General features: G+C 44.7%; 9 protein-coding genes and 3 pseudogenes. 2 read left to right on the top strand and 10 right to left on the bottom strand.

From position 1 onward, the window contains the following. Window positions 1–8 precede the first annotated feature (8 nt). Window positions 9–860, bottom strand: a pseudogene (locus NI464_RS05810) (AMP-binding protein); the annotation flags it as partial. A gap of 2 nt (window positions 861–862) precedes the next feature. On the opposite strand from NI464_RS05810, the pseudogene NI464_RS05805 reads away from it, so the two are divergent. Then, a pseudogene (locus NI464_RS05805) lies at window positions 863–1024 on the top strand (MarR family transcriptional regulator); the annotation flags it as partial. 74 nt (window positions 1025–1098) lie between these two features. Here NI464_RS05805 and NI464_RS05800 read toward each other — a convergent pair. Then, window positions 1099–2374: pseudogene (locus NI464_RS05800) on the bottom strand (MFS transporter). A 358-nt stretch (window positions 2375–2732) separates the two neighbouring features. Here NI464_RS05800 and NI464_RS05795 point away from each other — a divergent pair. Next, window positions 2733–3956 carry a CaiB/BaiF CoA transferase family protein gene (locus NI464_RS05795; RefSeq protein ID WP_086044835.1) on the top strand — a complete coding sequence of 408 codons (1224 nt, stop codon included), beginning with the start codon at window positions 2733–2735 and terminating at the stop codon, window positions 3954–3956. A 70-nt stretch (window positions 3957–4026) separates the two neighbouring features. Here NI464_RS05795 and NI464_RS05790 read toward each other — a convergent pair whose 3' ends face one another. The 8 genes from NI464_RS05790 to NI464_RS05755 all read right to left on the bottom strand — a co-directional run bounded on the left by NI464_RS05790 (window position 4027) and on the right by NI464_RS05755 (window position 13766). Continuing rightward, window positions 4027–5709, bottom strand: a complete 1683-nt coding sequence (locus tag NI464_RS05790) for an AMP-binding protein (protein ID WP_086044834.1) — start codon at window positions 5707–5709, stop codon at window positions 4027–4029. Window positions 5710–5785: 76 nt separating this feature from the next. Next, the gene (locus NI464_RS05785; RefSeq protein WP_253137944.1) at window positions 5786–7282 is read right to left on the bottom strand and encodes a flavin-containing monooxygenase; all 1497 of its coding nucleotides are present in this window, start codon (window positions 7280–7282) and stop codon (window positions 5786–5788) included. Between the two features lie 12 nt (window positions 7283–7294). Further along, entirely contained in the window at window positions 7295–8134 is an 840-nt protein-coding gene (locus tag NI464_RS05780) for an alpha/beta fold hydrolase (protein ID WP_004280298.1), read from the bottom strand. A 128-nt stretch (window positions 8135–8262) separates the two neighbouring features. Further along, window positions 8263–10065: an acyl-CoA dehydrogenase C-terminal domain-containing protein gene (locus tag NI464_RS05775; RefSeq protein ID WP_004280299.1), complete on the bottom strand. Its 1803-nt coding sequence runs from the start codon at window positions 10063–10065 to the stop codon at window positions 8263–8265. A 210-nt stretch (window positions 10066–10275) separates the two neighbouring features. Further along, entirely contained in the window at window positions 10276–11256 is a 981-nt protein-coding gene (locus tag NI464_RS05770) for an NAD(P)H-dependent flavin oxidoreductase (RefSeq protein WP_004280300.1), read from the bottom strand. 11 nt (window positions 11257–11267) lie between these two features. After that, window positions 11268–12056: an enoyl-CoA hydratase-related protein gene (locus NI464_RS05765; protein WP_017397916.1), complete on the bottom strand. Its 789-nt coding sequence runs from the start codon at window positions 12054–12056 to the stop codon at window positions 11268–11270. Between the two features lie 34 nt (window positions 12057–12090). After that, window positions 12091–13014, bottom strand: a complete 924-nt coding sequence (locus NI464_RS05760) for a 2-hydroxyacid dehydrogenase (protein ID WP_005266398.1) — start codon at window positions 13012–13014, stop codon at window positions 12091–12093. Then, entirely contained in the window at window positions 13011–13766 is a 756-nt protein-coding gene (locus NI464_RS05755) for a class II aldolase/adducin family protein (protein WP_005266397.1), read from the bottom strand. Before NI464_RS05755 ends, NI464_RS05760 begins: the two co-directional genes overlap by 4 nt. Window positions 13767–13782 lie beyond the last annotated feature (16 nt).

Genomic DNA, 13782 nt, shown 5'->3' with positions numbered 1-13782 from the left:
TCCCAGATTTAGTTCGCTTCAACTGCCGTTGAGGCAATATGCTGAGCCAGTAATTCTCTGAGTTTAAACTTCTGGATTTTTCCCGATGGGGTCATCGGAATATCCTCCCAGATTTCCAGGCGTTCCGGAAGATACTGCATAGCCAGATTATGAGTTTTCAGGAAATCTACCAGCTCATTAAAACTTAACGGCTTTGTCTGATCTTTCAGCTTGATGATTGCACAGGAACGCTCGCCCATTCGCTCATCTGCATAAGCCACTAAAGCTACTGTGGCGATATTCGGATGCTTATAAAGTAGTGATTCAATTTCCGCGACCGGAATATTTTCTCCACCACGAATAATCACATCCTTCTTACGTCCGCAAATCCGAATATAGCCATGCTCGTCCTGATAGGCAATATCGCCAGTATCAAACCAGCCTTCGGCATCCGTATCATTCAAATGTGGACGTTTTAAATAACCGCCAAAATTTGAACAGGTGCGGATCATCAAACGCCCGGATTCATTCACGGCTTTGGTCTGACCTTTTTTATTCACGATCTTGATTTCAACACCAGGTAAAGCGATGCCATCCGTATTGAAAGAGTGTTCATCCTCATCTTCCGGTCGGGTCAGCGTCACTGCACCACATTCGGTCATACCCCAAGCGGATATGACTTTAACGCCCAGAATTTCCCGGGCTTTTTGTACCAATGGCCCCGGAATGGGTGCACCAGCACACAGGAAAATTTTTAGTGAATCAACCTTGTCATGCTGTTCCGCCACGGTATTGGACAGGTCATTCAGGAATGGGGTCGAGGCCATGGTGAAATTCACCTGATGCTGATGAATTAGATCCACTGTTTTGGCTACATCCCAGCTTGGAAACATGGGACAACTTGCAAGCTGATTTCTTTGATTTTTATGGTCAGGCCTTAAATAAGCTGGCTTTTGATGATGTGGTTACCCTAATTCATCTGCTCAATAAAGTAAATGATGGTTTAAAAAGTATTCATCTGCATAAAGAAACGGATCAGGAATAAACAAATAGAAATATAGCTTTAATTGAAGAATATAAAAAAGAGCCTGAATTCAGGCTCTTTTTTATAAATTGAAATTATGCCTTTTGTGGATCGTATTGACGGTCTTTAATGAATATCCCGGACACTGCGCCACACAAGAAATAGGCACCCCCCATAATCAGGAAGCCTAAGCCAATTGAACCACCGCTGGCTGCCGCGCCAATAATTGCAGGGGCAAACATGGCGCCGATACGACCTGCATTATAAGCACCGCCTACCGCAGTACCACGAATCGAGGTGGCGAAGCTTTCTGTCATATAAGTGGCATTAATCGCATATGGAATGCCGTATAGGAATCCAAAGAATATCAGCAGATAGGCAATGTTATCTGGCGTATTGAATAGCACAATCACGGGCAGGAAAATCGCCGTTCCAATTGCTCCAAACGAAAAGACAGCGCGTCTACCCAGACGGTCTGCGGCAAAGCCCGCCAGAATTTTTCCGAAAATCATCGCCACATAAGTACCAATCATATAGCCGGCCATAGATTTAAAATTCATGTGCAATTCAGATTCCAGATATGCCGGCATCCAGTTGTTTACGCCATAGTAGCCAAATTGCAGAAAACCGGCCGTAAAGATCCACAAAATAAACATTCTGCGATTCGCAGGATCCGCAAAAATCTCTTTGACTGTGCTTTTTTTGGCGGGTTGCTGTACTGTGATTTCAGCTGGGGCATATAAATAAACGCTGCAAACGTGCACGCTGCCAGGATTCTGGCTCAGGAACCAGTTTCTGGATAAAAATCGCCATAACCGAGGGAATAATGGCAATAAAAAACAGGGTTCGCCAGCCATATTCCGGAATGATCCAGCCTGCCAGTACAGTGGCCACAATATAACCAACGGTCCATCCTGCCTGTAAGGTACCTAAAACCGTGGTGCGATATTCAGTTGGAACATATTCAGCCATGAGCGTATTGGCTGCAATATATAAAGAGCCAATACCAAAGGCAGAAAGAAAGCGTAAAACAGCAAATTGTTCAAAGTTTTGTGCAAAGCCTAAGGCTGCGGTCAATATGGAAAATACCAGAATTGAAATGACTACGGTACGTACACGACCCAGATGGTCACAGGCCCAGCCACCTATAAAGCCACCAATCGCCATACCTGCTAAGGTAAAACTGCCTAGTGTACCAGCCTGCAGATTACTGAGACCAAACTCTGCTTTCAGGCTATTTAAACTGAATGACAGCAGCAACATGTCCGCGCCATCTACCAGTAAAGCCAGAAAGGCGAAAATAAAAGCAATTTGCTGGGTTCGTTTGGTCGTCGGTTTAATCTTTTCTAATTCTCTCGCTAAATCCGTCATATTTAAATCTCTGTTTTCCTATCCTTAGGTTTTCATGATCTTTTTATATTTAAAGCTATTCCGCTAATGAATATGCTTTAAGGCTAATCCGTTTTTAATTCACTTGATTGACTCCTTTTTTAATCCTGTCTAGGAGATACCTTTTTCCTTTTTATCAGTTAGCTCTTGTTCCTCGTTCATGCTTATATTTGCATCAGGCTAAAGAAAATAAGATGAATATTCAATTATTTTAGATGTTTTATTTTGTTATGCGAAATTTATTATCATAAAGTTGATTGTTCTTTCATTTTCCTATAGCTTTAAAAAGAGGGATAAGAACGATATGTCATTTGAATAGGATCGAACAGGGAGCGTAATAATGGGTGCCTTAACAGGATTTCGTGTACTGGATTTAAGCCGGATTTTGGCTGGGCCCTGGTGTAGCCAGATTCTGGCTGATCTGGGTGCAGAAGTGATCAAGATTGAAAAACCGGATCATGGGGATGATACCCGTATCTGGGGACCACCTTGGCTTAAAAACAATCACCAGCAAGATACCCATGAATCGGCTTATTACCTGTCAGCCAACCGTGGCAAGCATTCGGTTGCAATCGATTTATCTACACCTGAAGGTCAAAGTATTATCAAAAAACTTGCTGAACAGAGTGATGTAGTCATTGAAAACTATAAAGCCGGTTCGTTGAAACGATATGGGCTGGATTATGAAAGTCTGAGCCAGCTAAATCCGCGACTGGTATATTGTTCCATTACCGGTTTTGGCCAGAACGGTCCGCGTGCGCAAGAGCCGGGCTATGATTTTATCGTTCAGGGAATGGGTGGCATGATGAGTGTCACTGGCGAACGTGATGACCTGCCCGGTGGTGGCCCACAAAAAGCGGGTCTGGCCTTTGCCGATTTGACCACCGGCTTATATGCCGCAATTGCCATTCAGGCGGCTTTGTTGTCCCGTGAGAAAACCGGTGAAGGTCAGTATATTGATATGGCGCTGCTGGATACCCAGGTTGCTTCCCTCTCTGTTCTGGCCATGAATTATCTCACCTCAGGCAAAGTACCTGGTCGCTTCGGAAACGCGCATGCCAATATTGTGCCCTATCAGGTGTTCAAAGCCCAGGAAGGTGAATTTATTATTGCCTGTGGTAATGATCTGCAATTTCAAGCTTTGTGTCAGGCCGTTGGTCTGGCTAAGGTGGCAGAAGATCCTCGCTTCTTAAAAAATTCTGGACGTGTTACACATCGTGAAGAATTGACCACAGTTCTACAGGCTCATTTCTATACTAGACCGGCAAAAACCTGGGTGGATTTAATCCATGCGGTTAAAGTGCCGGTAGGAATGATCAATGACCTGAAACAGACTTTGCAAGAAGAACAGGTATTGGCACGCGATATGGTGATTCAGATGCCGCATACTTTACGTGAAGATTACACCTCAATCGGTTCACCGATCAAACTCTCCAAGACACCGGTAGAATATAAAAAGGCACCCCCTTGTCTGGGTGAAGATACCGATGCCATTTTGAGTCAATATTTAAGTTCTGCTGAAATAGAAGAACTGAAAAGCAAAAAAGTCATCCAGCAGCGATAAGCCTGCAAGCAGTAAAAAAGGAATCTTTCGATTCCTTTTTTACTTTAAAGATAATGGATTAGATCATTCCTTAACAGGCCTTAGCGCTGGGCTGAACAGTACGAGGCAGTTCACGACGCAGAATTTTGCCTACTGCAGACTTTGGTAGTTCGGACACAAATTCAATGAATTTCGGCAGTTTATAACTGGTCAGTTGCTGCTTCAGATAAGTCATGACTTCATCTTGGGTCAGAGTTTCATCCTGTTTCACAATAAATGCCTTGGGTACCTGTCCAGACTTTTCATCATCAATACCAATCACTGCACATTCCAGTATTTTAGGATGTTTGGACAGCACGCCTTCCAGCTCATTGGGATAAACATTAAATCCGGAGACCAGAATCATGTCTTTTTTGCGGTCCAGAATGGTGATATAGCCTTGTTCGTCCATACAACCGATATCACCTGTCAGGAAGAATCCATCTTTGGTAAATACCTGTGCTGTTGCTTCGGGTTGCTGCCAGTATCCTTTCATTACCTGTGGACCACGTATGGCGATTTCTCCAGCCTGATTAAGCTCTACAGGTTTTCCTTCATCATTCAGAATTAGAATTTCAGTTCCTGCCAATGGCAAGCCAATCGTGCCACTAAATCGCCGGCTTAAAGGCGGGTTAAAAGTTGCAGTCGGTGAGGTTTCAGAAAGTCCATAGCCTTCATAAATCTGGCAGCCTGTGACCTCATGCCATAACTCTGCCGTATTTTTTAAAATCGATGCTCCCCCGCCGGTTGTGGTTTTAAGGCTTGAATGATCCAGTTCACGAAAATGTGAATGATGCGCCAAGGCATTAAACATGGTATTCACCCCGGGGAAAACAGTGGGTGGATGTTTCTGGTATTGATCCGCCAAAGCATCCAAATCTCTCGGATTTGGAATCAGCACATTGGCGAAACCTCGGCTCAGACCATAACTGAACAGGCAGATGGTAAATCCATAAATATGATACAGTGGCAAGGCACAGAAAACATATTCATTTTCAGTGGCATAACGGTCACCAAAATGGCTGATAAATACGGTACTGTTTTGGGCAATATTAAATAGAATATTACGGTGACTCAGTTCAGCACCTTTAGAAATACCTGTGGTACCTCCCGTGTATTGCAGAATGACCGTATCTTCCTGATACTGTACAGGCGGTTCAAAATCAATAATCTCTACCTGATTTATTGACTGCCTAAAGTCAGAAAATTGTTTATCCTGATATTGTGCTGCCTGACTATAAATAGCACTTGGCTGCTCTTGAATAAAATCCAGCGGATGCGTTGAAATGACATATTTGAGTTGAGGACATTCATCTAGTGCTGTTAATTGCTCCAAAGTCTGTCCCAAGATAATCAAGGCTTCTGTACCTGAATCCTGTAGCTGATGATAGAGCTCGCGCTGGGTGTACATGGGGTTGACATTGACCAGCACATAACCCGCACGAATAATGGCAAAGGTCGCAATTGGATACTGAATAATATTGGGTAACATCACCGCAATACGGCTGCCAGCAGTCAGCCCAAGACTCTGTAAATAGCTTGCCAGTTTCTGGCTATAGACATCGATATCGTGATAGCTGAATTTACGATCCAGATAGATAAATGCAGTTTTATCCTGAAATTTCAGCAGATTCTCAGCAATTGTCGTGCTCAGGGTTTTCTCAGGATCTGGCCGGGTAAACTCCGGATTGATATTCCACTTTTTATATTCTTCCATCCATGGCTGACTGCTCATGACTATACTCCTGTCCTGGATTTACAATTATTTTGTATTATTTAAACCATAAGATTTTGATTTTAATTAAATATTTTTACACCACTTTCTGCTGTCTCGATTCAACATACTGGTAGTGATAACCGCTACGAATAAAATGCTGATTTTTATCCCTAAATGAATGAGCATAATCCGGCCAGACCAAAGTCAGCTTGCGACTGACCGGGTCCAGATACCAGCTTTTACAGCTTTCCGATAACCAGACACTACCTTGCGAAAGCTGCTGTAGCTCCTGCATATAGCTATTTTCAGCTTCTTGATCTGCGTCAAAGACCTGAATCTGTTCCTGCTCAAAAAATTGCAAGGCATCTAGAATCAGATCAAACTGGGTTTCCAGAAAATAAAGTGCTGAATTATGTCCACTGCCTGTATTTGGCCCATTCAGGATGAACAGGTTTGGAAAGTTGTGTACGGTCGTTGACTGATAACCCTGCATACCGCTGGACCATTGCTGCTCCAGGCTTAAACCCTGTTTACCCACCACCTTTGCGGCATAGGGTGGACGTGCCGCTTCAAATCCTGTCGCAAATACGATGATATCTGCAAAAAATCTATTTCCATCCTGACTTAATACACCGTCTTTCATAACTTCTGCCAATGCTGAGTCTTTAAGTGTGACATTTGGTTTTAGAAAAGTCGGATAATAATCATTAGAAAGCAATAAGCGCTTACAACCAGGTTCATAATCCGGCGTAAGTTTGCGCTGTAATTCAGGATCTGAAATCTGATGTTTTAAGAATTGCAGGCAGTTTTTCTTGACCCGCTCAATCTGGCTTTTCAGATTACGGCGCTGGGCAAAATTGTATTCATTGCCCCAGAACAAGGAATGTCTGAGGGCCGACATACTGTCCGGATCTTTGCGGAAAAGCTGTTTTTCTGACTCAGAATAAGCTCGGTCTGGTCGGGGCAAAATATATGGCGCACTACGTTGCAAGACGGTCAGGCTTTTGGCTGTTTTGGAAATTTCCGGCACAAGCTGGATGGCAGAAGCACCAGAACCCACCACAACGACATGTTGATTTTCCAGATTCAGCTCGTGGTTCCAGCGCGCGGAATGCATCACTTGGCCTTCAAATTCTTCCAGCCCCGGAATTTTCGGGAGATGCTCATCTGCCAGATGCCCGGTTGCGGTAATTAAAATCTCAGCCTGATACAGACCTATAGAGGTGTGAATTTCCCAGATGCGTTCTCGTGCATTCCAGCTGGCCTTTTCCAGTTGGGTATGAAAATTAATATGGGGCCGGATATTTTCCTGATCACAGCATTGAATTAAATAGCGCTGAATTTCTACCCCTTGTGGAAAGACACGCGACCAGTTGGGATTTTTAATAAACGAGAAAGAATATAAATGGGAAGGTACATCACAGGCGACTCCGGGATAGGTATTGTCACGCCAAGTACCGCCCACTTCTGCTGCACGTTCAATGATTTTAAAATCGTGGATGCCCTGCTGTTTAAGGCGGATTGCCATTCCCAAACCACCAAAACCGCTGCCTACAATTAGAATCTTGCTGCGCTGTCCTTTAGCTTGCATTATTTATCTCCTTTAAGGCATATAAGGCTGGATTTTTTGATTCACCGGATATTGTTCTGGATGCTGGCTAAACTGGTTTACCAGTTGCACCACTTCGGCTGGCGCTTCGACATAGAGCGCATGTCCTGAAGAAATTTCGATATAGCGACTGTTCGAAATTGAAGCAAACAGCAGTTTAGCTTGCGCTACAGGCACCATGCGGTCTTCACGGCAAGCCACAATCAACGTCTCTGCACGAATCTCAGGCAAGATCGATGTAATATCAATGCGATAATTCAGTTCACGCTGTTTGGCTGCATCTTGGGAAGGTTTGACAAAGCGTGCCAGATCCAGCACCTGCTGTTCGCTTCGTGCAGACAGATAATCATCGCTATACAGGCAATAATTGACAAAATGAGGCAAGGCCGCAGATTGTTCAGTAAATAACTGTTGCCAGATAACGGTACGCAGTTGTTGCACCGAGCTAGTTTTGGCCCAACCGGCTAACAGGATCAAACGCGCTACGCGCTGTTTTAAACTGGCTGCTACTTGTGCAGCAATCACTGCACCGAGTGAATAGCCGACCACTGTAATGGTTTCATCTTCTGCAACCACATGCTGAATCAGTGCTTCAACTTGTTGGCTAAAATCGGTCACCGCCAGATCGGCTTTATCTGGGGTATGTAAATCAATGGATAAAACCCGTTGATGAATACCCAGCATCGGAAAAATATAACTGAAATGCTTGTCGGTATTTCCACCGGTGCCATGAATCAGAATAATGGTGGGAAATGCAGAACGCTGTCCGACTTCATGAAAAGTAAGCTGCAGATCAGCATAAGGACACTGTTGAGTAATCATGTCTAAATCCATATAGACTCCTGATCTTGTTATTTTATGGTTTATTCAATATCCGAGAATAAATCTCAATATTTGAATTGGGTGAGGATGCAAAAATTATTAAAAAAGACCCACGACACGAGTATCGTGGGTCAAAAGGTTTAATCGAATTTGAACTCTTCAGGTTCAAGTAAAAACAGGCTTTCACCACCTGCCTGAATATTGGCAAAGTGGGTTGAAGTTCTTGGCAAAATACGTGCAAAGAAGAATTGTGCAGTTTTGATCTTGGCTGCATAGAACGGATCAGTATTGCCTTCTTCAATTTTCTGCTGCGCAGTAATTGCCATTTTCAGCCACAAATAAGCGGACACGACATAACCAGAGAAATATAGGTAGTCAACTGATGCTGCCCCAATTTCATTGGCAGACTGTTGAGCCTGCTCCTGAATGGTTCTGGTTAATTTCAGCCATTGTTCAGTCAACTGGCTGACTTGTGCAACTTGCTGGCTGAACTGGACATGTTGCTGATGCTCTTTTACAAAGCCCTGAATTTCATCGGTTAATGCGGTCAGCAAACCCAATTTTGAGCCCAGCACTTTACGCGCCAGCAAGTCAATGGACTGAATTTCAGTAGTTCCTTCATAGAGGCTGGCAATACGTGCATCACGGGCAATCTGTTCCATGCCATGTTCAGCAATATAACCGTGACCACCGAAAATCTGCATACCATGTTTAGCCGCTTCTATGCCGGTTTCGGTCATTAATGCTTTGGCAATAGGGGTTAATAATGCCAGACGGTCTTCAGCTGCTTTCTTTTCTTCCGGGCTGTCAGTGGCTTCAGCGATATCGGCATAGGTCGCCAGATAATATGCAAGTGCACGTGAACCTTCTGCAAACACCTTTTGAGTCAGCAGCATGTTACGTACTGCCGGATGCACGATAATCGGATCTGCAGGTTGGCCTGGCGCTTTCGCACCTTCAAGTGAACGCATCGCCAGACGGTCTTGGGCATAAGCCAATGCCCCCTGGTAAGAAGACTCTGCTGCTGCCAAGCCTTGAATGGCTGTACCGATACGTGCCGAGTTCATAAAGGTAAACATGCAGTTTAGGCCGCGATTTTCAGGCCCAATCAGGAAACCTTTGGCATTATCAAAATTCAGCACACAGGTTGCGTTACCGTGAATGCCCATCTTGTGTTCAAGAGCGCTACATACCACGCCATTACGGGAAGCCACATTACCAGCTTCATCCAGATTGTATTTCGGCACAATAAACAGCGAAATACCTTTGGTTCCCGCAGGTGCATCTGGCAAACGTGCCAATACGATATGCACGATATTTTCAGCCAGATCATGTTCACCGGCTGAGATAAAGATTTTCTCGCCACTGATGCTATAGCTGCCGTCTTCATTTGGCACTGCTTTGGTACGGATTAAACCTAGGTCAGAACCGGCATGAGATTCAGTCAAGCACATGGTTCCAGTCCAGCGGCCTGCAATTAAAGGTACCAGAAACTTCTGTTTCTGTTCATCGCTACCGTGGTGCTCTAAAGTACGCATGGCACCATGGGACAGGCCTGGGTACATGCCCCAAGACCAGTTCGTTGCGGTAATAATTTCAGAAATGGCAATACGGTATAAGGTCGGGAAGCCCTGACCGCCATATGCTTCGTCACCAGTTAATGAGGTAAAACCGAGTTCTACATATTTGTCATAAGCTGCTTTAAACCCATCCGGGGTAGTTACGACGCCATCCTGCAAACGGCAACCCTGCTGGTCGCCTGTCGCATTAATCGGTAGAAGTTCGTTTTGGCAAAAGTCCGCAGCGACTTCCAGATATTGCTCCATAATATCCATAGAAACCTTGTCTGCGAATTTTGCATAGCCCTGATATTTCTGTTCAACGTTTAACAGGTCTTTCAGGACAAACTTCATGTCTTTTAATGGCGCAATATAATTTCTCATCGTAATTCCCTTGTATGAGTTCTAATTTGTATATTTATGACAATTAATTTCATAATACGAAATTATGTTTTAAATCCACTATAATATAATTTAAAGAATAAAATCTAGTCATTCGATGAAATTTCCCATTTAAAAATAAAAAATATACAGGATGAAAAAAGCCATTCATGGTGGAATGGCTTTTCTATTCAGCGACTTCACTAAAGTTGATTAACGTGGAAAAAATTGAGCTAAACGTTGCTGAACAATCTGCTCTGCCTCCTGCATGATATTTTCGATCAGCGCCTGACAAGTCGGAATGTCATGAATCAATCCCATCACTTGACCTGCAGTCAGTACACCAGCATCAATATCGCCATTTTCTAAAGCGAGCTTGCCTTTTAAACCGCTGACATAGGGACGAATCTGTTCAAATTGCAGGTTTGGATCTTCACTCATTTTCACCACAAGATCAGATACCGCATTTTTGGCAACACGGGCAGTATTCCTGAACTGTCGATACAGCAGATGTGTCGCCCTTTCATCATTATCGACATAGAACTGTTTGATGTTTGAATGGATCGGCGCTTCCTTAGTGGCACAAAAGCGTGTACCCATATTGATGCCTTCAGCACCTAAAGCCAAAGCTGCGACCAGACCACGGCCATCAGCAAAACCGCCACTGGCCACAATCGGCACAGTAAGCTGATCCGCAGCGGCAGGAATTAAAATCAGGCCAGGAATATCGTCTTCACCCGGATGGCCCGCACATTCAAAACCATCAATCGAAATGATATCCGCACCGATTCTTTGTGCTGAAAGCGCATGACGGACGGAAGTACATTTATGAATGACAATAATGCCGTGTTGCTTAAACGCCTCAATATGTTCATGTGGCTTGTTGCCTGCTGTTTCTACGATTTTGATACCGCTTTCAATGATCGCCTGTCGGTATTCTGCATATGGCGGCGGATTCACAGCGGGCAATAAAGTCAGATTGACCGCAAAAGGCTGATCGGTCATTTCTCGGCAGCGTGCAATTTCCTTGACCAAGGCTTCAGGCGTCGGTTGAGTCAATGCCGTTAATGTTCCCAAGCCACCTGCATTAGATACGGCACTGGCCATTTCTGCGGTACCGACCCACATCATGCCGCCCTGAATAATTGGATAGCGAATGCCTAAAAGCTCGGTAATACGGGTCTTAATTTTCATAAATGCTCTCCTTAGCATCCGGTAAATTGTGCAGGGCGTTTTTCGACAAAAGCCTGGACACCTTCTTTATAGTCCTGACTGCTCAGAGCCAGATATTGCAGGTTTTGTTCCAGCTCCAGTTGCTGGTCTATGTTATTTTCAGCACTGCGTTGCAAGGCCTGTTTGGTTAAAGCCAGCGCATAAGTCGGCTGTTGAGATAATCGCTGTGCAATGTCGTCGATATAAGCATCAAATTCTGTATCTGGAAGCATTTTCCAGATCATGCCCATTTCGGCGGCCTCTTTGGCATGCACCGGTTCGCCTAGAAAAGTGAGTGCCATGGCACGTGCATAACCGATTAAACGTGGCAACATCCAGGTGCCACCGGCATCAGGAATCAAGCCAATTTTAGAAAAAGCCTGAATAAATCGGGCACTTTCCTTGGCAATGACCAGATCACAGGCCAGTGCGATATTGGCACCTGCACCGGCAGCCACACCATTCACTGCTGCAATCACCGGTTTGGGACTCTGGCGGATCAGGTTAATCAAGGGATTATAGTATTTGGCCAGCGAGCCTTGCGGTGGCAAAGGCACATTGCCGAGCTGTCCAGCACGTTCTTTTAAATCCTGTCCCGCTGAAAATGCCCGGCCATTACCGCGAATCACAATTACCCGAATATTCGGATCTGTATTCCAGTTTTTCAGCACCTGTTGCACTTCCTCATGCATTTGCTGGTTAAAACTGTTGAGTGAATCCGCGCGGTTAAAGCTTAAGGTTGCGACGCCTTGCTGAACCTGAGTTTGAATCGTTTCCCACATCATCAATTTCCTTATTTTTCCGGTATCCCTACAATTAATAGCCTTTATTGACATCTACCTGATGGCATAAATCCAGCCCGAGATTTAAACGTCGGTCATTTTCTAGAATCTGTTCCACCACCACAGACATAGGTGCATGTGAAGCAACATGTGGTGTAACAACGATCTTTTCATGCTGCCAGAATGGATGTTCAGCAGCTAATGGCTCCTGTTCAAATACGTCGACAATTGCGCCACGGAGATGACCTGAATCCAGTGCATTGAGTAGATCCTGCTCGATTAAATGCTGCCCACGACCCACCTGAATAAGAGCAGCGTGTTCAGGTAACTGTTGAAATAATTCAGCAGAAAGAATACCGGTGTTTTCTTCAGTGAGTGGCAGCAGATTAATCAATATCTGGCTGTGGGCCAGGAACTCGGAAAGCTGTTCTTGGCCTACATAGCTTTTGACCTGAGCAATCTCTTTTGGGGAATTGGACCATCCAGACACCTGATAGCCCATGTCGGCAAAACGTTTTGCCACATAACCGCCCATATGGCCAAGGCCCATAATCCCGATCTGGATATGATGACTATAACTTTGACGATACTGTTTCCATAACTGCTGCTTTTGCTGCTGGATCATGCGGTCAAAATAACGCTGAAAATACAGCACACCCCAAAGCAGATAATCAAACATGCCTTTTTGATGATGTGGATCCAGTACCCGGCAGACTGACTGGTCAGATCTAATCTCGTTTAAATTTAAATGTTCGACTCCTGCAGCAATCGAATGAATCAGACCAAGTTCTGGAAGTTGTCGGAGTTTTTCTAGATCTGGAAACCACGAGGCTGCTGTGGTCGCCAGTTCTGCTTCCGGGCTGTCCAATGTACAAAAACTGCCCTCAGGGGCATATTTCTGAAAAGACTTCACCAGAATTGCTTCAATATTCGGCACAGTACTGGATATCACAATCATGATGCATACTCCGTATATTGATGCTCAATCAAAGACAAAGCGGCCTGCCAGGCACGCTGTAAAATCGGTTCAACTAAAGGACTAGCGAACTGCTTGGCGGTTTTAATTCGTACATCTTCACTTGGATAATGCAGTTCGGCACCGCCGCTTAAGGCCTTCACCTGTGCCTGACAGGCACGCTCTAGAAAATAGATTTCATGAAAGGCCCGTGCAATGGTTTCGCCCGCCGTTAAAAGTCCGTGATTGCGTAAAATCATGGCGCGATGGCCGCCCAGGTCCTGAATCAGGCGTTCTTGTTCATCTGTTGAAAGTGCCACGCCTTCATATTCGTGATAGGCCACCTGCTGATAAAACTTCATGGCGTGCTGGGAAATGGGCAGAAGTCCGTGTTTCTGTGCAGAAACTGCTATGCCATCTGCGGTATGCGTATGAATAACACAGTTCAGATGAGCATGTGCTTCATGAATCGCGGCATGGATGACAAAGCCTGCCATATTCACCGGCTTATCCTGTTCATAGCTTTCTACGACCTGCCCTTCATGATTAATCTTGACCAGCGTTGAGGCACACATTTTTTCAAAAGCGACACCATACTGATTAATCAGAAAACAGTCAGGCTGATCAGGGACTCTTAAACTGATATGGGTATCAATTAAATCAGTCATCCGGTAATGCGCAATAATGCGATAAAGCGCTGCGAGTTCACAACGTGCCTGCCATTCAGCATCTGTGACGAGATTTTTTATTGTCATCGTTCCATCCTGGAAA

Origin of the sequence: Acinetobacter lwoffii (assembly GCF_024129685.1) — a bacterium.
In the GTDB taxonomy this organism is placed as follows: Bacteria; Pseudomonadota; Gammaproteobacteria; order Pseudomonadales; family Moraxellaceae; genus Acinetobacter; species Acinetobacter lwoffii_X.
The sequence above is the reverse complement of the archived record's forward strand: the minus strand, read 5'-3'. Positions and strand labels throughout refer to the sequence as shown.

Coding starts and splice junctions, on each gene's coding strand:
- NI464_RS05795 (WP_086044835.1), top strand. CDS start 2,733: ATGGGTGCCTTAACAGGATTTCGTGTACTGGATTTAAGCCGGATTTTG.
- NI464_RS05790 (WP_086044834.1), bottom strand. CDS start 5,709: ATGAGCAGTCAGCCATGGATGGAAGAATATAAAAAGTGGAATATCAAT.
- NI464_RS05785 (WP_253137944.1), bottom strand. CDS start 7,282: ATGCAAGCTAAAGGACAGCGCAGCAAGATTCTAATTGTAGGCAGCGGT.
- NI464_RS05780 (WP_004280298.1), bottom strand. CDS start 8,134: ATGGATTTAGACATGATTACTCAACAGTGTCCTTATGCTGATCTGCAG.
- NI464_RS05775 (WP_004280299.1), bottom strand. CDS start 10,065: ATGAGAAATTATATTGCGCCATTAAAAGACATGAAGTTTGTCCTGAAA.
- NI464_RS05770 (WP_004280300.1), bottom strand. CDS start 11,256: ATGAAAATTAAGACCCGTATTACCGAGCTTTTAGGCATTCGCTATCCA.
- NI464_RS05765 (WP_017397916.1), bottom strand. CDS start 12,056: ATGTGGGAAACGATTCAAACTCAGGTTCAGCAAGGCGTCGCAACCTTA.
- NI464_RS05760 (WP_005266398.1), bottom strand. CDS start 13,014: ATGATTGTGATATCCAGTACTGTGCCGAATATTGAAGCAATTCTGGTG.
- NI464_RS05755 (WP_005266397.1), bottom strand. CDS start 13,766: ATGACAATAAAAAATCTCGTCACAGATGCTGAATGGCAGGCACGTTGT.